The sequence below is a fragment of the Thalassobius sp. MITS945101 genome (assembly GCF_047123305.1).
In the GTDB taxonomy this organism is placed as follows: domain Bacteria; phylum Pseudomonadota; class Alphaproteobacteria; order Rhodobacterales; family Rhodobacteraceae; genus Thalassobius.
This window is the reverse complement of sequence record NZ_CP138918.1, coordinates 3,955,844-3,975,059: the sequence shown is the minus strand read 5'-3', so window position 1 is coordinate 3,975,059 and position 19,216 is coordinate 3,955,844. Positions and strand designations below refer to the sequence as shown.

The window sequence follows — 19,216 nt, the reverse complement described above, 5'->3', positions numbered from 1 at the left end:
CACCCGAAATATTCTTCATGGTTTGATCCGATCGCCCACGTGATGCGTAATACTCATTGTTCTTTAAGGAGTTAAACACCATGAACGAGATCGTGCTACCCAAGCAACTGAACAATGCGAAGGCATCTACTGTCGCCTCTTCGGACGAAGAACAAAAAGCGCAGAACCCAATCAGTCGCGACACAACATCTAAGGTAGATAACGATCACTCTCGTGCGGTTAATCAAAACACCATTGGTTTGAATCGCAGTTACCCAGAGGATTTTGTGGTCGATGCGGCTTACAAAGCCGCGATGCCCGATCTTCAAAACGGGCCGTCGAGCCTGATCAAGGGGACCAAAACCGAAATTCAGCATGTTGGCATTTCGAATTTCCGCCTGCCGCTAAAATGGCAGACACGCGCGGGTGAACCTTTGACGCTTGAGACATCCGTGACGGGGTCGGTCTCTCTTGAGGCGACGAAGAAGGGCATAAATATGAGCCGGATTATGCGCTCGTTCTACAAGTATGCCGAGGCTCCTTTCAATCTTGAGACCGCCGAGCAAATTCTGACAAGCTATCTGGATGACCTCAAAAGTTTCGATGCGCGGCTGCAACTCAGCATGCGCTACCCAATGCTAAAATGTTCATTGCGCAGCAATCTTGAGGGATACCAGTACTATGACGTTGCCTATGAGGTGATCCGCAAAGGCGCATCATCAACGAAAATAGTGCATTTCGATTACGTCTATTCCTCGACGTGTCCGTGTTCTCTGGAACTGTCCGAGCACGCACGAAACAGCCGCGGGCAGATCGCGACACCACACTCTCAACGGTCCGTAGCACGTATTTCAGTTGTGGTCGAAGATGGCAAAACGATTTGGGTAGAAGATCTCGTAGATCTTTGCCTGAAAGCCATACCAACAGAAACGCAAGTGATGGTTAAGCGTGAAGACGAACAGGCATTCGCTGAATTGAACGGGTCGAATCCGATCTTTGTCGAAGACGCCGTCAGACTTATTTTTGCTGGCCTCGATCGCCAAAGCCAAATCGGTGACTTCCGCGTGATCGCAAGCCACCAAGAGTCTCTGCATAGCCACGATGCAGTCTCGATCCTGACCAAGGGCCGCACCTTCGAACAGGTTAGCTATGACCATAGACTGTTCGCGTCTATGTATCACGTGGGTTGAGGCGGGCTGATTACGACGACGGGCGCGGACGATAGCCGGTAAGGTGTTCCCCACCATCCAAAGCGATCATTTGCCCCGTTATCGCTTTTTGAGAAAGCAGGAAGCGGATCGTTTCGCATACTTCAGCCAAAGACGCAGGCCTTTGCAGGGGCAGCTGTGAACAGCGGTCACGAAAGTGCTCTTCTGTCCGGCCCGCTTCTGGCAAAATTGGGCCGGGCCCGATTGCATTGACCCGGATCCTTGGTGCAAATTCTTCTGCCAAGATCTGTGTCAGGTTCCAAAGCCCCGATTTTGATAGCGTGTAAGTGAGGTGACGCGGCGAAGGACTAAGCACCCTGGAATCGATCACGTTTAAAATGGTGCCGCCCGCCTGTTCCGGCAAACGATCCGCAAAGTGCTGGCACAACAACAAGGGTGATTTGACGTGCACCCCCATGTGTTGCTCAAAGGTCTCCGACGTGGCTGATGGCAAATCGTCCCATTCAAATACAGACGCATTGTTGACTAGGACGCCGATCGGTCCGCAGAGGTTTTCTGCCCTTTCAATCAACTTCGATGCTTCGTCGGGAATAGAAAGATCAGCCTGTACGATCTCAGCGCGCCCCCCAGCAGCTTCGATGTCATTTTTGAGACGGCCGGCCGCAACCTTTGAGCCATTGTAGTGGATGACAACGCGCCAGCCGGCTTCTGCAAGGTCCGCAGCGATCGCCCGCCCTAAACGCTTCGCAGCCCCGGTAACCAAAACAGCGCTGTTTTGCGGTGCCGGCTGATCATACGCATCTGGAAAGAAAATGTCGTCGACGTTAAGCGCGGGTTTGGTTATTGGGGCCACCTTATTCATTGAGACTGTCCGTTGCGATTGGAGAAAATTGGATCGGGAACATGTAATCAATTACGAAGTCCTGCCACATATGGATCAGTAACGACCCGTTGCATCTGCTATTTTCTGGATCGAGCCTGAATCCGCTTTCTTTCCTCGAGACGGCTCATGATTAAAAATATCGGTATCTCTATCTGTGAGTGCCAGCGCCGGAGAGGCATCGGTCTGGACTCAGAACGGCTGAAAGCCCGCTTTCCGCCCTTAACGGACATTCAAGGTGTCTGCGGCGACACCACCAAAACAGGGCTCGCCAAGTTTACGTTCCACCTCAGCTGTTCGTTTATCCGACCCATTCTTCTAGACGGGTTCCTTATGCCATCCAACACTCGCCAACACTTTGCTCATCAATGCAAGCTTCTGACTATCGGTCAAACGAGGTGAGGTAGGTCCGCTTGCGCTCTGACCCTTTTCAATTTCCTCAAACAGGTCGAAGCGCTCCGCTTCGGAGAGCTTCCGTTCGTGAGCCTCGGTGATCTTTTCATTTTCGTGGCCCATGTTTGCCGGCCAGGCTTTGTGTTGTCGGTGGGTGAGCGGCCTCCGGTCGCGCTCGGCGGCGAGCGTGTCTTTGACCGAATCCGGATTGTATTTGATCTCGCAGTCGCGACAGGTGGATATTGCGATCTTTGCCGCCCCCAGTCGCAGCCCCTTTATCGATTACCGCGAAATCACCCAGATGCGCTTTCCGCTGGTCGTGGCGCCGGAACTGCTGGACCGGCCTGCGCCAGACATGAACAAAGAGGATTTGGCACGCCACCCGCAAGTGGTGGTGAAATCTACCGATGAGAAATCGCCGGATGTCGGCTTGCTGCAGCAGGCGCCGAAGTGGTTTGTCACCGATATGTCGACGAAAAAAGTGCTGGTCCTCGCAGGGCTTGGCTGGGGCCGTTTGCCGGACCACATGATGGCAGCAGACATCGCTCGCGGCGCGTTGGTGGACCTGGAGGTGATGGGCGACGTGACGCTACCGATCTGCCTGACCAAACGGGCCGGGTTCAACCTCGGCGTGGTCGGGCAACGGATCCGGTCCCATTTCCGATCCCGTTTCGGTGATGATCCGGTCACAAAAAATCCTGCCGTTCAAGGAGTTTATTACGGTGGAAAGACCTAAGGGCCAAATCAATAATTGATTGAAAGTAAATGAATATTTTTATGAATGCTATCGTTCGCATTACATCTCATACCAAGGCGATTCCGGGTATGTTTGGTTCGATGCTTGCGGTGTTTGGAAGTCAACTTTTTATCGCACCGAAACATTCAAACACCCGCCTGGGACATAAGCGTTACATCGCTTCAAGTGTATGCGAGAGGCCGTTGCGGATGTGGGCTTCCAAAACTTGGCGCGCAGTCTTGGTGTCACGTGCAAGCGCAGCGTCGAACATTGCACGGTGCTCATTAACCGCAACGTCACCGCGATAGGTCAGAACAAGCATCTGATAACGCAAATACTTGTCGAAAATTGTGGAATGTAGCGCCAGCAGGTTTTTGGAGTTGCAGGCTGCGATCAAAGCTTGATGAAACTCCCAGTCATAACGCTTCCAAAGCTCAACGTCTGAATCGTCACCTCCGAGGAGCTTCTGTTCCATGAGGTGAAGTTTGTGATGCGCGGCTACAAGGTTTCCTTCCCAATCCGTATCACCGTTCTCAATGGATTGCTCCAGGGCGTGGCATTCAAGCAAAACACGAAGTTCGGTGATTTCAATCAGGTCTTCGCGCGAAACCGGTGTGACACGAAATCCGCGTTGCTCAGGCGCTTCGACAAAACCATCGCTGGTCAGCCGGTTCAGTGTTTCCCGCAAGGTCGAATTGCTTGTTGAGTAACGCTCTTTCAGCGCCTCAAGCTTGAGCTTTGAGCCAGGCTCCAAGACACCAAAAATGATGTCGTGTTTGATGCGCTGGTAGGTGCTGGATCCGATGGTTGCCGTTTGTTTTGTCATCACTTGTCCGATGATTTTGGAATTAACCAGCATTTATCACGGGCGCGACAGCGCGGCAACCTGTGCGAAAATGAGATGAAATTAAAAATGTCAGATATTATTGCGAATCGCATATTGCCCGACTAAGCTAACTTCTGAACGATGCGCGGACGGGGCGCTGGGAGGGGCAGCATTGAAAAAGAAGTTAAAAATTGCGATTGCGGGCGTTGGACTGGTCGGTAAACGCCATGCTGCGTCGCTGGCGCAACTGCAAGAGTCTGCCCTCTCCGCAATTGTGGATCCAAGTGAAGATGGTAGTGCCTTCGCTGCGTCTGCCGGGGTGCCTTGTTACGAAACCCTCGAAGCGCTGTTTGACAAAAATGCTCCGGACGGGCTTGTGCTGGCCACACCTACGCCACTGCATGTTGGTCAGGGCCTCATTGCAATTGATCGCGGTTGTCCAGTGCTGGTGGAAAAGCCTTTGGGAACAACCGCTGCCGAAGCTCTCGCGCTTGTGGCTGCATCTGAGACCTCTGGCGTGCCTTTGTTGGTTGGGCATCACAGGCGGCACAATCCGCTAATCCAGAAGGCGCATCAGGTGATATCCGCCGGAGATCTGGGTGAACTGCGCGCCGTTCAAGCGACCTGTTGGTTCTATAAACCCGATGCCTATTTCGATCAGGCCCCTTGGCGCAAAGAGAAAGGGGCAGGGCCGATCTCTGTCAATCTGGTCCATGATATTGATCTGCTGCGTTACCTGTGTGGCGAAGTAAAAACCGTTCAGGCGCTGACAGCGCCTTCACGCAGAGGCTACGCGAACGAAGATGTTGCTGGCGCGGTCTTGGGATTTGCAAATGGTGCAGTGGGTACGCTCACGGTTTCCGATAGCATCGCCGCACCGTGGAGCTGGGAACTGACCTCTCGTGAATACCCGATTTATCCGCCGACGCCGGAAAGCTGTTATTTGATTGGCGGTTCAACGGGGTCACTTTCGGTACCGGATCTGCGGCTGTGGTCGCATTCAGATGGCGCGCCGGATTGGTGGACGCCAATTTCGGCCAGTTCGCTGACACGGGCGGCCTCTGATCCACTGGTGAACCAGATGGCTCATTTTACCTCTGTTGTCCGCGGGCAAACTGCTCCTCTGGTGTCGGGACGTGAAGGGCTGCGCACACTCCAGGTGATTGAGGCAATCCAGAAAGCTGGGGAGACCGGTTTGGTTCAGTACATCAAAGACCTGCAGGTGACTGAAAAGCATAAAGAAAATGAGGGAGCTTAAATAATATCTGATATTTTGTAAAAAATATTGCAAAAATCAGAGAGTCAGGCAAATCTATCAACGAGCTTTCACAAATCGCTCAAAGGGAGGACTACTATGTTTAAGAAATTCTCGCGCCGTGCCGCGGTCACTGCACTTGTTGCTGCAGGGGTTGTTGCGGGCAGCACCGGGGCCAGCTTCGCTGACAAACTGCAACTCAGACTCGCAACCTCGGGGTCTGAAACGGATCAGCGTTCGGTCGCGATGGCAGAAGTCTTCGCACCGATGGTCGCTGAATTCGCCAGCTACGAGCCAAGCTACAATGGCACTATCTTTGCGCAAGGCACTGAACTGGACGCGATTTCGCGTGGCAACCTTGAGATGTCGATCACCTCAGCCCAGGAGCTGGCGCAGTTTTTCCCCGAGTTTTCGATCTTCACGGCCGGATATGTCCATCAGGATGCCGCGCACCAGGTTGCGGTGTTCAATGATCCTCTGATGGATGACTTCAAAGCCAAGGCCGAAGATGAGCTAGGCGTAAAGCTGCTGTCCGTGATGTATCTTGGCCGTCGTCAGGTGAACCTGCGCCAAAGCCCTGATGACCTGAAGGTCAGCACACCGGCAGATCTGGCGGGGGTAAACCTGCGGATGCCGGGGACCGACGCATGGCAGTTCCTGGGCAAAGCACTGGGCGCCGCCCCGACCCCGATGGCATTTTCCGAGGTTTACACCGCACTGTCGACCGGTGCGGTTGATGGTCAGGACAACCCTCTGCCAACCGTCGTAGACGCTAAGTTCTACGAGGTGACGAACCAGATCGTTCTGACGTCGCACCTGGTGGACCTCAACTACATCGCGATCGGCAAAGGCGTTTGGGACGGCATGAGCGCTGACCAGCAGGCGATGGTGCAGAAGGCGGCGGATGCAGCGGCTGAAAGCGGCCGTCAGAAGCAGCTGGAGAAGGAATCCAACCTTGTCGCCTTCCTCAAAGATCAGGGGATGACGATCTATGAGCCCGATCTGGCCGCCTTCCGCAATCAGGTGCAGTCGATGTATCTCGACAGCGAGTTTGCCGCGACCTGGCCTGAAGGTGTTCTGGACAAGATCAACGCCCTTGGGAACTAATCAGGGAAACTGATCGGATCCTTCCGAGCTAAATCAAAAGGGAGAACGACGATGCAGACAATACTCAAGTGGTTCTCCCGCATTACCGAAGCGATTGCCGGCGGGTTACTGGCGGCAATCTTCCTGACCTTTCTGTTGCAGATTGTTCTAAGGTACTTTTTCACTCCCGCTGGCTGGACGCTTGAGTTGATCGGTATCCTCTGGGTCTGGGTGATCTTCTTCAGCTGTGCCTTTGTTGTCCGCGAACAGGACCATGTGAAGTTCGATATCATCTATCTTTCCTCACCACGTCGCGCGCGGCAAATCATGTCACTGGTCGGGGCGGCTGCGATCATCGTCGGAATGATCTACACCTATCTGCCGACCTGGGATTACATCGACTGGATGAAGATCCGTAAAACGTCAACGGTGCGTAACCCGTTCTCAGGAAACAAAATCCCACTGCGCGATGTCTTCTCTATCTATGCGGTGTTCATGTTGGCCATCATCGTTCGATACGCGCTGATGTTCGTAACGGTCCTGCGCCAAGGCCCCCCCAAGACAGAGCTAGAGATGGTCGTCGACGATCTGAACGAAGCCGAACATCAGACCCCCGCAACGAATGATACGCAGGACGGAGCCGCCAAATGAGCCTGGAACTAATGACCTGCCTGCTGACCTTGTTCGTCCTTGCAGGCATCGGAACCCCGATTGGGTATTCCATCTTGTTGGCGTCGATTGCCTACCTTGGCGTTGCAGGTCTGGATGTGGCTTTGGCCGGTGAGAAGATCCTGCAGGGTTTTTATCGCAGCACAATCCTGCTTGCTGTCCCGCTGTTCATTGTGGCCGCCAACATCATGAATGCCGGTTCAATCACGGACCGATTGCTGAATTTCTGTGTGGCGGCTGTCGGACGGTTCAAAGGGGGCTTGGGCCACGTAAACGTTGTGGCCTCGCTGATCTTCTCGGGCATGTCCGGTTCGGCGGTTGCGGATGCAGCGGGCATTGGCAAGATCATCATTGAAATGATGACCAAAGATGGTCGCTATGGCAGGGGCTATGCGGCGGCGATCACTGCGGCTTCGGCCACAATCGGCCCAATCATCCCGCCGTCCATCCCGATGGTGCTTTACGCGCTGGTGTCCAAAGCCTCCATCGGTTCTCTGTTCCTTGCAGGGATCCTGCCCGGTCTGCTCATGGGGATCGTGTTGATGGCGATGAACTACTATCTGGCGGGCAAGCGCGGCTTTGCCCTAGAAGATCCAATTCCGCTAAGCGAATTGCCCCGAAAAACCGCTAACGCATTTCCGGCCCTTTTGATGCCTGCGATCTTGCTTTACGGCATTTATGGCGGGGTCACGACCCCAACCGAAGCTGCTGCGGTTGCTGCCTTCTACGCGCTTTTGCTGGCGGCGCTGTTCTACCGCGCTTTGTCATTGCGTGGCCTTTACCGCGTCTTCGTGGATTCGGCGCGGTCCTCTGCTGCCGTTGGCGTTGTGATCGGTGGCGCTTTCATTCTGAATTTCATCGTCATTCAGGAACAAATCCCGCAGAGCATCTCAGCCTTGCTTGAAGGGGCGGATGTCAGCCCGCTGCTGTTTCTGATTGCGGTGAACATTCTGATCCTGTTGTTGGGGTGCGTTCTGGACGCGACCACGATCATTCTGGTGATTGTACCGTTGTTCATTCCAACCTGTCAGGCGCTTGGGATCGATCTGGTACACTTCGGTGTTCTTGTCGTCGTGAACTCGATGATTGGATTGATTACTCCGCCTTATGGGATCTTGTTGTTTGTTATCAATGCGGTGACGGGCATTCCTCTGCGCGAAATTATCTCAGAGATCTGGGCCTTCCTTGCGGTTCTCATCGCGGCGCTCCTCTTGCTGATCACCTCTCCGGACCTCGTTCTCTGGCTGCCCAGACTGTTGGGCTACCAAGGCTAAGACAATGACACTTGCGATTTCTACTACGTCTATCCCCGGATCACTGGCGGATAAGGTGGCCGCTATTGCCAAAGCCGGCTTCACAGGCATTGAGCTGCATGAGCCTGATTTCACCGGCTTTCACGGTTCGGCGCAGGATCTGCGCTCGATGGTTGAGGTCTGTGGCCTCAAGACGAACCTGCTCAAGCCATTCAACGATCTGGAAGGCTGGGAAGGGGAAGCCAGACGGCGCAGCTTCGACCGGCTTGAACGCAAGTTTGACCTGATGCAATCGCTCGGAACGGAATTACTGCTGGTTGGGGCATCCTCAGCTGAGACCGATGATGAACCCCGGCTGCAGGCCGATTTGGCAGACGCCGCTGAGCGCGCTGCAGCGCGAGGGGTGCGTCTTGCCTATCTGGGCTTGCCCTGGGCGGGCTACGTTCAGTCAGATACACAGGCCCTGTCACTGGTCGAAACCGTGGATCACGCCAACCTTGGGCTGGCGCTGAACAGTTTCCTCTCTCTGGCAGATGGGACCAAACCAGCCGCTCTACGTAGCGTTCCTGCCCGCAAGGTCTTCCATGTGCAATTGTCAGATGCCCCGAAAGTCGGCGCGGAGATGCGTGGCATGAAGCGGCACTTCGGCTTGTTGCCGGGGCAGGGGCGATTGAACCTTGCGGGCTTTGTCAAAGTTCTGGCGCGGGGCGGGTACAACGGCCCGTGGTCGATTGCGCGTGTCAATGAACACAGCCCGTTGCCAGGTGGACGGACAATGGCCACCGACGGCTATCGGGCCTTGGTAAACCTGCTGGACGGGGTGTCGCGGGATGATCCGGATCTTCGCTTTGACATCCCTCAGCTTCCTCCTCCTGTATACAGTTCCGGCTTTGAGTTCCTCGAATTTGCAGTGGATGCGGCGTCAAGAGACGAGTTGACCAAACTGTTGAGTTCCATGAGCTTTCGGATGGAGCGTCAACATCGAACCAAATCGGTCGAGCTGTGGCGGCAGGGGGCGGTGAACATTGTGGTCAACTCTGACCAAGATGGTTTCGCCCGCAAAGCCTTTGAAGAACATGGACCAACGGTTTGCGATATGGGGCTTCGGGTCAGGGATGCCGCCCAGACTGTTGAGCGCGCAACCGCTCTTGGCACAGACGCCTTTTCACAACCTGTCGGGACCGGTGAATTGGACATTCCGGCCATTCGCGGCGTGGGCGGGAATGTGGTGCATTTCATCGATGAGAAATCTGACCTGCATCGGGTGTGGGACATCGAATTTGATCTGGTGGCGAAAACTCAGGCGCACCAACCTGCGGGGCTGCGTCGTGTTGATCATGTTGCCCAGACCATGCGCCACGAAGAGATGCAGAGCTGGCTGCTGTATTACCTTTCTACTTTTGACATGGCCAAGTCACCTGTTGTCGACGTGGCTGACCCTTCAGGGATCGTTCATTCGCAGGTCATCGAAAGCCCTGAAGGAGAGGTGCGGCTGAACCTCAATGGCGCCGAAGGACGGCGGACGTTTGCGGCGGGGTTCCTAGCTGATCGATTTGGTGCAGGGGTTCAGCACATTGCTTTTCTAACAGACGACATCTTCGAAACATCCGAGCAACTGGCGAAGAATACATTTCCGCGGCTGGCCTTTTCGCCCAACTACTACGATGACCTGCAGTCTCAATTTGATCTGTCGGATGAGTTTACCGAAGCGTTGCGCGCGGCGAACATCCTCTATGACCAACATAATGGAACCGAATATTTCCAGATCTATAGCCAACCCATTTTCGGTGGCTTCTTCTTCGAGATTGTTGAGCGCCGCAAAGGATATGCTGGCTACGGCGCGCGCAATGCCTCCGCCCGTCTGGCGGCCCAAATTCACAGTCAACATAATCCGGAGATGGCGCAATGAAGGCTGGTCTGATCGGGCAGGGGATTCAGGCCTCGCTGACACCCGAAATGCATGTTGCAGAAGGTCAGGCGCTGGGGCTGCGGTATGACTATTGCAAGATTGACGTGAACTGCTCACCCTATCGCACCTCTTCCTTGACGGATCTGGTTTCCAAGGCAGAGGAGAGCGGATTTGTCGGTTTGAATGTGACCCACCCGTTCAAGCAAAAGGTTGTGCCGCTGCTTGATGAAATGAGTGATGTCGTCGCCCTGCTTGGCAGTGCAAATTCGATCGTTTTCCAAGACGGCAAACGCATCGGTCACAACACTGATTACATCGGTTATCGTTCAGCCTTGCGGCGGGCGTTGCCGCGCGCGTCAATAGACACCGTACTTTTGTTTGGGGCGGGCGGCGCGGGACGGGCTGTGGCCCTTGCTCTACTGGATCAAGGCACCCGAAACCTGATCCTTTATGATCGCAACCCCGCGCAATCGCAGGAATTGCAAGGCGTATTGGCGCGCGGGCGGCCTCGGGCACATGTACGGGTTGCGCAGGATATAGATGCCGTGGACTGGGCAACGCTCGACGGTGCGGTCAATGCCACCCCTGTAGGGATGAACGGGTATTCCGGAATTCCTTTTCATCCAGAAGGATTGCCGCACGGCGGCTGGGTGTCCGACATTGTTTATTTCCCAAAAGAAACAGAGCTGATCAAGGCCGCACGCCAAGCCGGGCTGCGGACTATGGATGGCACAGGGATGGCTGTGTTCCAAGCCGTGGCTGTCTTTCATCTCTTCACTCAAACCCCACCGGATCCGGACCGCATGGTGCGGCGGTTCGACCAGTTGTCGCAACGCAACTCAAAGGAAGAGCAATGTCTATGAAAGCTCAGGAAAATGGCACGGACGCAGACGCCGTTCGGCATTGGTGGCGCACCGAAATCATAGATATGGAACCTGGTCGCATTGCCTTTCGCGGTCATCCGGTGGAACAGCTGATCGGCAACGTCAGTTTCGCCCAGATGATCTGGCTGATGATACGTGGGGATCTGCCGACCGCAGGCGAAGCAGCGCTTCTGGAAACGGCCTTGGTGGCCGGGGTCGATCATGGACCCCAAGCCCCGTCGATTGCTGCCGCGCGGATGGCCGCAACTTGTGGTCTTGGTCTGAACAATGTGATGGCGACAGCCGTCAACATGCTGGGGGATGTGCACGGCGGCGCAGGGGAGCAATGCGCCGAACTTTATGACCTTATCGCGGATCGTTTGAAAACCGGTATGGACTTGGAAACGGCCACCCGCGCAGGGCTGAACGATTGGCGCGCCGAATACGGCAAGATCGTTTCCGGTTTTGGCCATCGGTTCCACAAACCCGTTGATCCACGTGCACCACGTTTGATGGCCCTCGTTCGTGAAGCAGCGAAAGCGGGCACCGTTTCGGGTCGGTTCGCAGACATTGGCGAAGCTGTGCAGACAGAATTGGCAAGGCAGCGCGGTGGACGACCGATCGCCATGAACATCGACGGCGCAACAGCCGTGATTTTCTGCGAGCTTGGGTTCCCTGCGCCCCTGTCACGCGGGCTGTTTTGCCTCTCCCGTTCCGTTGGGGTTCTGGCCCATGCGTGGGAACAGATGAACCAAGGCGGGCGAAACAAGGGGCCAATGCCGCCGCAGTACTTGCCCCTCTACCAAGGAAAACGAAACAAAGACGAAGCCAGAGAAAATGCAGAATGACGCTTCGAAATCCTTCCGGGTCGGCTTGATTGGATGTGGCCGCATCAGTGACATCTACCTGACAACACTTGCCAAATACGCGCATACTGAGGTGGTGGCCTGTGCCAGCCTCGATCTGACTGAAAGCCGTGCGAAGGCAGCGCAGCACGGTATTGCGCGCGCGTGTTCCGTCGACGAAGTGATCGAAGATCCATCCATTGACTGTATCTTGAACCTGACAATTCCAGCCGCCCATGCCGAGGTGACGCGGCAGGCCCTGATGGCAGGCAAACATGTCTATTCTGAAAAACCCTTTGTGACAGATATTGCCGAGGGGCAGGCGCTGATTGCTCTGGCAAAGCAAAAAAATCTGAAACTTGGAAATGCGCCGGATACGTTTCTGGGCGGTCGTTGGCAAACTGTGCGCCGCTTGATCGATGAAGGAACGATTGGTCGTCCAACAGGTGTTTTTGCGCATGTCGGAACACATGGCACCGAAAGGCATCATCCTAATCCAGATTTCTACTACCAGTGTGGCGGCGGGCCGCTGTTGGATTTAGGACCGTACTATCTGACCGCGATGGTCTTTTGCCTTGGCCCGATTGCCCGTGTTGCAGGGATGGGCAACAGGGCGTTTGACAGGCGGCTCATTGAAAACGGGCCTAGGACTGGCACAGAAATTCCGGTCGAGGTCGACACCCACAGTGTCAGCCTGCTGGAATTTGACAATGGGGCCATCGGGTCCATGACCATGAGCTTTGACACCTGGGACAGTGAAACTCCCCGGTTGGAGATTTACGGCGAAGACGGGGTGGTCTTGATCCCGGATCCGGACCCCGTGCACGGGGCCAACGATTTCCATGGCCCTGTTTGGTTCCGCACGCGCGATACATCGCGTTGGAGCCATCAGCCAAGGCCAAAGGGTCGCGATGAATGGCAAATTGCCGAGAACTTCCATGGATTTAACGAAAACAGCCGCGGGCTGGGACTTCTGGATTTGGCGCAAGCCGTGGAGGAGGGGCGCGCGCCGCGTGCCAGCGGGGATCTGGCCTTTCACGTGTTTGAAGTGATGGACGCGATTGAACGTGCGTCTGGGCTTGGGAGGTATCAGAGCATTCAAAGCCGGTGTGACGTCCCCGCACCGCTGCCCATTGATTTTTTGCAAGGCCGTGCCCGATCAAATCAGGAGGTGGCAGATGCCAATTGAAACTATCAACATCGGCGAACCTTTCTTTGGTTTGCGACATGTCTCTGACGAGGCCCGTTTAGAGATCGAGGATCGCACGATTGTTGTGAACTTAGGTGACAACGACATAGGAATAGAGACGCAGAAACTGGCTCCGCTTCAATCCGCGATTTTTGCCAACGTTACTCTGACCGATGTGTCCCGCGCGGTCTTGATTGGACGATTTGAAGGGCACGGGGCCGATGCTGCATTATGTGCCGCTGTGCGGGATCAATGGCCAACCGCCTTTGAGGTGCGGGGTGAGGAACGCCTGCGTGGAGTGGAACATTACATGTCCCCAAAGGCTTACGTCGGTAATCTGGGGTTAAGCCTGTATCATTCCGCCTCCGTTCCGCTGAATGTTGGATTGCATCGCGATCACCCGTTTTGCCCTGTGCCAGGGTTCCGCGAAGTTCATACGCAGATTGTGGGGTTTGGCAAAATGCAGCAATGCAGGCGGCGCGATCCGGCAACGCTCTACCTTGAGGAGCCAATGGCCCCCGGTATGACACATCGGCCGATGTATGACGCAGAGGGGAACTATCCCTGGCATCAATATGAAACCACAACGCCCAGTATCTTCATGGCGATAGAACTGTTGCCAGAAGGCGCTGAGGTGCCAGCCATCGGAGGCCGCGATGACTGAACGTCTGCTTCCTGAGAGTTTTAATTTCGATGGCCCCTTTCCAAAGCTGTCGCGCCGATTGAGGCTGGGTGTTGTGGGCGGGGGGCGGATTTCGGCCACACAGGCAACGGCCGCCCGCCTGTCGGACCTATGGGAGGTCGCGGCCGGCGCATTGTCTTCGGATGCCACACGGTCCAAGGCGCGCGGAGCAGAGTGGTTTCTGCCGCAAGAGCGTTGTTACACATCGTTCGAAGAAATGGCCCTTGCCGAAGCCGCCCGTCCAGATGGGGTGGATGCGGTTATGATCACTACGCCCAATCACCTGCATTTCGCCGCCGCCCAGGCGTTTCTTGAGGCGGGCATTGGTGTCCTGTGTGACAAACCGCTGACCAATGACGTCGGCGAAGCCGAGGCTCTTGTTTCGATGGCGGCGCAGACCGGTCAGGTTTTCGGCGTAGGCTATGTGATGTCGTGTTTTCCGATGATCCGGCAAGCCCGTGAAATCGTTACGGCAGGGCAGATCGGCAAGATCAATCAGATCCACGTTGAGTTTTTGCAGGACTGGATGACCCCGCAAGAAGTGGCAGACGCCCCGCATGTGAAATGGCGGTTGGATCCTAAGGTTTCTGGCCCGACCAGTTGTGTCGGCGATATTGGCACCCATGCCGCGCATTTGGCATCTTTTGTGTCCGGGCTGGAAATGACCCATCTCCGTGCGGAGTTTCACGTATGTGGTGCGCCCAAACCGCTGGAGGACACTGCCTTCATGTTCACGCGCTATGTGGACGAGGTTCCCGGCACCCTGATGGCGACCCGACTGGCACCAGGCAATCGCGGCGGCTTGCGTCTGCGGATCTATGGCTCTGAAGGGGGCGTCGAATGGGACTTGGAAAAGGCCGAGCAGTTGAAACTTAACATCTATGGTCAACCAGATCAGGTACTTAGCCGAGGGCACGGACATGGGTTGAGCGCGCATACGGAACGCTTTGTGCGTGCGGGGCGTGGTTTCCCGGAGGGGATCATTGAGGCCTGGGCCAATCTCTATACCGAGCTTGCGATGGCCGTGGCCTCCCGCAGGGATGGAGTTGCCGTTCCCGATGAATGGTTGGCCTTCCCGAAAGTGTCTGAAGGCGCAGATGGGGTGCGGTTTATTGCGGCCTCGGTACGTTCGAATGAGGCAAGCGGAAGTTGGACGCCAATCCCATAAGTCGTACTCAATAGTCGAATGCAGTTGGGAAAGCGCGCGGGAATCCGGGCGCTTTTCTTTTGCTGAAAGAACAATTGATGATTCCAAAAATATCAGATATTTTAGAAAACGTGAGGCGAAATTGAGATTCGCCGATGATTGGGGGCGGCATGGCGCAGCAAGGCAGTCAAACGGAAGCGGAACCTGTTTATTCGCTTGCGCATCTCACTCTGATTAACGCGACCCCAGCCGAGCTGGTCTACATCGCCGCGCGTGCCGGTTATGACGCCGTGAGCCCGCGCTTTATCCCGATGAAAGTGCCGGGCGAGTTTGCTGAAACGCCGGTGAGCAAGGCTCAGGTCCAAGCAACCAAGACCGCATTGGCAACAACGGGACTGGACGTGCTGGATGTTGAGCTGGCGCGGATAACCGAAGACGTCGATCCGCGCAGCTTTGAACGCGCGCTGGAACTCGGGGGTGAGTTGGGGGCGAGACATATGATTATGTCAGCCTGGACACTTACACGCGATGATCGGAACTTCTTGATCGACGTCTATGCAGAGACCTGTGATCTGGCTGCGGATTATGGCCTGACCGTGGATCTGGAGTTCCCCAGCTTTTCCAGATTGCGCACCTTGGATGAAACGCTTGATATCGTGCGGGCAGCGGATCGACCGAATGGCGGGATATTGGTGGATACCCTTTACCTGCATCTGAGCCGAGTAGATTTGGGGGAACTGCTGCATGTCCCGTCAGAGCTGTTTCACTTCCTTCATATCTCGGACTGTTTGCCCGGCATCGCGGACACGCGCGAAGGGATGATCCAGCTGGCGCGTGATGCGCGCCTCTACCCCGGGGAAGGGTGGATCGATTTCAACGGCATCATCGAACGGATGCCCCCCATGAACTATTCCATCGAATTGCCCAACCAAAGCCGTGTGGCTGAACTGGGCTATGAGGAACATGCGCGCCGCTGTCTGCAACATGCAAAGCGCACCTTTGGTGCGGCCCGTTCGCAGCGTCGCGTGATTGATACCCAAACATTGCAAATCAAAGAGGACCATCATGGGCAAAGAGCTCACTGAAGCGGATCGCCAGTTGGCGGCTGACATGCTGGCGCGTGCCCGCGTCGCCATGTCCGAGATTGAAGATTGGAGCCAGGAACGGCTGGATCGTTTGTCGCAGGCGATTGCCTGGTATGCAGGCAACGAGGAGACGTTTACGCGGCTGGCCAAGCAGGGCGTGGATGAAAGCGGTATTGGTGACCGCGATGGCCGCCCTGCAAAACGGTTCAAGATCCACATGGTCTTGCGCGATGTATTGCGAACACCTTCGACTGGCATCGTCGAGGTCGACGAGGAAAAAGGGTTGGTCAAATATGCTAAACCGGCTGGCGTGATCGCATCCCTGATCCCGATGACCAATCCGGCGATGACACCGCCGGTGACGGGCGTATCAGCTGCCAACGCGCGCAATGCAGTGATCTTTTCACCGCATCCTAGGACTGCCCACACAACCTATGAAATGGTTGAAGTGATGCGCGCCGCCTGTCGCGCGGCCGGCGCCCCCGAAGACCTGTTTCAGGCCATTCGGAAACCTTCGATCCCTCTGACGCAGCATTTAATGGAAATCTGTGATCTGACCTTGGCCACGGGCGGTAAGCCGATGGTAAAGGCGGCCTATAGCTCGGGTCGGCCGGCTTATGGTGTCGGGGCAGGGAACTCGTCAATTGTGATTGATGAAACTGCTGATATCGAAATCGCCGCGCAGAACAGTCGGATCTCAAAAACCTCGGATTTCGGGTCCGGTTGTTCCGCAGATGGCAACATCATCATTCAGCAGTCTGTCTATGACAAAATGGTCGCCGCGTTGGAGGCCGAAGGCGGTTATCTGTGCAATGCGGACGAAAAGGCCAAGCTTGAAGCTGCCATGTGGGATGACAAGGGCAACCGGACCTTTCCCACCATTGCTTGCCGTCCGCAACAAACGGCTGAAGTTGCCGGATTTTCGATCCCTGAAGATCGCAAATTCCTGATGGTGGAAAATCAGGGCCAGATCGGCGCAGAGCACAAGTTTTCCAAAGAAAAACTGACCACGCTTATGGCGCTTTACCACTTCGAAACCTTCGATGACGCTCTGGACACCGTGCGCCAGATCTACGCTGTCGGCGGCAAGGGCCATTCCTGCGGGATCTACAGTCACAATGACGAAAACATTGATCGGCTGGCCCGTCTGGCTCCGGTGAGCCGCATGATGGTGCGTCAGCCGCAGTCCAAGGCAAACGCAGGTGCATGGACCAACGGAATGCCGATGACCTCTAGCCTGGGGTGCGGGATCTGGGGCGGCAATATCACCAATGAAAACGTCACAATGAAACATATGATGAACTACACCTGGGTCAGCCGCCCAATCCCCGAGGATCGCCCCTCGGAGGAGGAACTGTTCGGTGAGTTCTTCGGGCAGGAGGTCGCGTGATGGATGGTCAGCAGGTGGAAAGCCAGACACAGGGCAAAACGGTTGCCGAACATATTGTCGATTTTCTGGAACGTCGTGGGGTCGAACATGTCTTTGGCCTATGTGGTCACACCAACATCGCGGTGTTGGCAGCCTTGGCCGACAGCCCGATTGATTTTGTCACGGTGCGTCACGAACAAATCGCCAGTCACGCAGCGGACGCTTACGCACGTGTGACGGGCAAGGCCTCGGTTGTGTTGTCGCACCTTTCGCCCGGGTTGACCAACTGTGCTACCGGCGTCGCAAACGCTGCGTTGGATTGCATCCCGATGGTGGTGATCGCCGGAGACATTCCGACGCATTACTACGGCAAACACCCGCATCAAGAGGTGAACCTGCATGCGGACGCTGCGCAATGGGAAATCTACCGGCCGTTTGTGAAACGCGCTTGGCGGGTGGATCGCGCGGATCTGATGGCCGAGATTCTGGAAAAGGCCTTCCATCTTGCAGAAAGTGGCCAGCCTGGGCCGGTACTGGTGAATGTTCCGATGGACATCTTCTCCGAAGTCATTCCAGCCGAGGGTTTTGAGCGTGTTGCGCAGAACACCAGAGCCCTCGCCAAGCCATCGATTGATGATGAAACGGCACGTGAGGTTGTGCAAAAGCTGGCCAATGCGCAAAACCCTGTCGCCTACGTCGGTGGTGGCATTTTGTTGGCGCAGGCCAGTGAAGAGCTGCGGGAATTTGTTGAACACATGGGATTGCCAGTTGCCCATTCTTTAATGGGCAAGGGGGCGTTGCGTGACGATCATCCGCTTGTGATGGGGATGACCGGGTTTTGGGGTACCAGCCTTGTGAACCAAAGCTGCCTGAAGGCGGATACCATCTTTGCGGTGGGAACACGCTTTAAGGAGGCTGATTGTTCCAGTTGGTATCCCGGCTACACTTTCAATATCGGTGGCAAAGATGATGTGACCAAGGTCATTCATATCGACATTGAACCGCAGGAAATTGGCCGGAACTACCCGACCGAGATTGGCGTCGTTGCAGATGCAAAAGCGGCTTTGCGGGTTCTGACACGTGTCGCCAAAGAGATGTATCCCGATGGCTTCGCACGGGAGGCAAAAAAGGCCGAAATCGCAGAGTTTCGCGCGGCGTTCAAAACGTCCAACGAAGATATGCAAACCTCAGCAGCCTTCCCGATGATGCCAGAACGCATTCTTGCTGACACGCGCAAGGCGCTGCCCGAGGACGCGATCATTACAACCGATGTCGGCTGGAACAAAAACGGCGTTGGGCAGCAATTTGATATTCTGACACCGGGCTCCATCCTGACGCCGGGCGGGTTTGCGACGATGGGATTTGGCCCTCCGGGGGCATTGGGCGCGAAACTCGCCGCGCCGGATCGCGTGGTGCTCAGCCTTGTTGGAGACGGTGGTTTTGGCCAAAACCCTGCCGCGCTGGCGACGGCGGTTGAATTGAACCTCGGCATCATATGGTTGGTCATGAACAACAACGCCTTTGGCACCATCGCAGGTCTGCAAAAGGCCCACTATGGGCTAACCTATGGCACGACATTTCCGGGCAATGCCGCACAACCGGAACACGGGCCGGATTATGCCGCGATTGCGCGGGCCTACGGCGCCGTCGGGATAAAAATCAACAGTGCAGAAGAGCTGCTGCCGACGCTTGAAACTGCGATTGCCAGTGGTCGGCCAACGGTTCTGGATGTGCCCATGATTAACAACCCAACGCCCACAACTGGCCACTGGAACATCCTGGACATCTATTCGCCCGATGCGGATGTCAGTCATGTTTCAACGGATTAACCACACCGCTTGTCTGGTGGATCGGAGCCCCGTGGCTCCGATCGAATTTGGG

17 protein-coding genes are annotated in these 19,216 nt (G+C 55.6%); 15 read left to right on the top strand and 2 right to left on the bottom strand.

Annotated features, from left to right (window positions below; genetic code table 11):
• Window positions 1–80: 80 nt before the first annotated feature.
• The gene (gene folE2 / locus SIC14_RS19460) at window positions 81–1,169 is read left to right on the top strand and encodes a GTP cyclohydrolase FolE2 (protein ID WP_412563560.1); all 1,089 of its coding nucleotides are present in this window, start codon (window positions 81–83) and stop codon (window positions 1,167–1,169) included.
• Between the two features lie 10 nt (window positions 1,170–1,179).
• Here folE2 and SIC14_RS19455 read toward each other — a convergent pair whose 3' ends face one another.
• Entirely contained in the window at window positions 1,180–2,010 is an 831-nt protein-coding gene (locus tag SIC14_RS19455; protein ID WP_412563559.1) for an SDR family oxidoreductase, read from the bottom strand.
• A gap of 598 nt (window positions 2,011–2,608) precedes the next feature.
• On the opposite strand from SIC14_RS19455, the gene SIC14_RS19450 reads away from it, so the two are divergent.
• Window positions 2,609–3,157 (top strand): substrate-binding domain-containing protein, encoded by a 549-nt coding sequence (locus SIC14_RS19450; protein ID WP_412563558.1) that lies wholly within the window; start codon window positions 2,609–2,611, stop codon window positions 3,155–3,157.
• 172 nt (window positions 3,158–3,329) lie between these two features.
• On the opposite strand, the gene SIC14_RS19445 is transcribed toward SIC14_RS19450, so the two are convergent.
• Window positions 3,330–3,983 (bottom strand): GntR family transcriptional regulator, encoded by a 654-nt coding sequence (locus SIC14_RS19445; RefSeq protein WP_412563557.1) that lies wholly within the window; start codon window positions 3,981–3,983, stop codon window positions 3,330–3,332.
• A 100-nt stretch (window positions 3,984–4,083) separates the two neighbouring features.
• Between SIC14_RS19445 and SIC14_RS19440 the strand changes: the two genes are divergently transcribed.
• From SIC14_RS19440 to SIC14_RS19380, 13 genes are all read left to right on the top strand, one after another.
• On the top strand, window positions 4,084–5,241 hold the full coding sequence (locus SIC14_RS19440) for a Gfo/Idh/MocA family protein (protein ID WP_412563556.1): 1,158 nt from the start codon (window positions 4,084–4,086) through the stop codon (window positions 5,239–5,241).
• A gap of 96 nt (window positions 5,242–5,337) precedes the next feature.
• Complete coding sequence (gene dctP / locus SIC14_RS19435) at window positions 5,338–6,345, top strand: TRAP transporter substrate-binding protein DctP (protein ID WP_412563555.1); 1,008 nt, start codon at window positions 5,338–5,340, stop codon at window positions 6,343–6,345.
• A 51-nt stretch (window positions 6,346–6,396) separates the two neighbouring features.
• The gene (locus tag SIC14_RS19430) at window positions 6,397–6,975 is read left to right on the top strand and encodes a TRAP transporter small permease (protein WP_412563554.1); all 579 of its coding nucleotides are present in this window, start codon (window positions 6,397–6,399) and stop codon (window positions 6,973–6,975) included.
• Window positions 6,972–8,267 (top strand): TRAP transporter large permease, encoded by a 1,296-nt coding sequence (locus SIC14_RS19425; RefSeq protein WP_412563553.1) that lies wholly within the window; start codon window positions 6,972–6,974, stop codon window positions 8,265–8,267. The genes SIC14_RS19430 and SIC14_RS19425 overlap by 4 nt, the downstream gene beginning before the upstream one ends.
• A 4-nt stretch (window positions 8,268–8,271) precedes the next feature.
• Window positions 8,272–10,155: a bifunctional sugar phosphate isomerase/epimerase/4-hydroxyphenylpyruvate dioxygenase family protein gene (locus SIC14_RS19420; RefSeq protein ID WP_412563552.1), complete on the top strand. Its 1,884-nt coding sequence runs from the start codon at window positions 8,272–8,274 to the stop codon at window positions 10,153–10,155.
• A gap of 47 nt (window positions 10,156–10,202) precedes the next feature.
• Window positions 10,203–11,018: a shikimate dehydrogenase gene (locus tag SIC14_RS19415; RefSeq protein WP_412563551.1), complete on the top strand. Its 816-nt coding sequence runs from the start codon at window positions 10,203–10,205 to the stop codon at window positions 11,016–11,018.
• Entirely contained in the window at window positions 11,009–11,866 is an 858-nt protein-coding gene (locus tag SIC14_RS19410; protein ID WP_412563550.1) for a citryl-CoA lyase, read from the top strand. Before SIC14_RS19415 ends, SIC14_RS19410 begins: the two co-directional genes overlap by 10 nt.
• Window positions 11,856–13,052 carry a Gfo/Idh/MocA family protein gene (locus SIC14_RS19405; RefSeq protein WP_412563549.1) on the top strand — a complete coding sequence of 399 codons (1,197 nt, stop codon included), beginning with the start codon at window positions 11,856–11,858 and terminating at the stop codon, window positions 13,050–13,052. Before SIC14_RS19410 ends, SIC14_RS19405 begins: the two co-directional genes overlap by 11 nt.
• Window positions 13,042–13,716, top strand: a complete 675-nt coding sequence (locus tag SIC14_RS19400) for a hypothetical protein (RefSeq protein WP_412563548.1) — start codon at window positions 13,042–13,044, stop codon at window positions 13,714–13,716. Before SIC14_RS19405 ends, SIC14_RS19400 begins: the two co-directional genes overlap by 11 nt.
• A complete protein-coding gene (locus SIC14_RS19395) occupies window positions 13,709–14,902 on the top strand; it encodes a Gfo/Idh/MocA family protein (RefSeq protein WP_412563547.1) in 1,194 nt (397 codons plus the stop codon). Before SIC14_RS19400 ends, SIC14_RS19395 begins: the two co-directional genes overlap by 8 nt.
• Window positions 14,903–15,051: 149 nt before the next feature.
• Window positions 15,052–15,966, top strand: a complete 915-nt coding sequence (locus SIC14_RS19390; RefSeq protein WP_412563546.1) for a sugar phosphate isomerase/epimerase family protein — start codon at window positions 15,052–15,054, stop codon at window positions 15,964–15,966.
• Window positions 15,947–17,356, top strand: coding sequence for an aldehyde dehydrogenase family protein (locus SIC14_RS19385; RefSeq protein ID WP_412563545.1), 1,410 nt, complete (start codon window positions 15,947–15,949; stop codon window positions 17,354–17,356). Before SIC14_RS19390 ends, SIC14_RS19385 begins: the two co-directional genes overlap by 20 nt.
• On the top strand, window positions 17,356–19,164 hold the full coding sequence (locus SIC14_RS19380) for a thiamine pyrophosphate-binding protein (RefSeq protein ID WP_412563544.1): 1,809 nt from the start codon (window positions 17,356–17,358) through the stop codon (window positions 19,162–19,164). Before SIC14_RS19385 ends, SIC14_RS19380 begins: the two co-directional genes overlap by 1 nt.
• Window positions 19,165–19,216 lie beyond the last annotated feature (52 nt).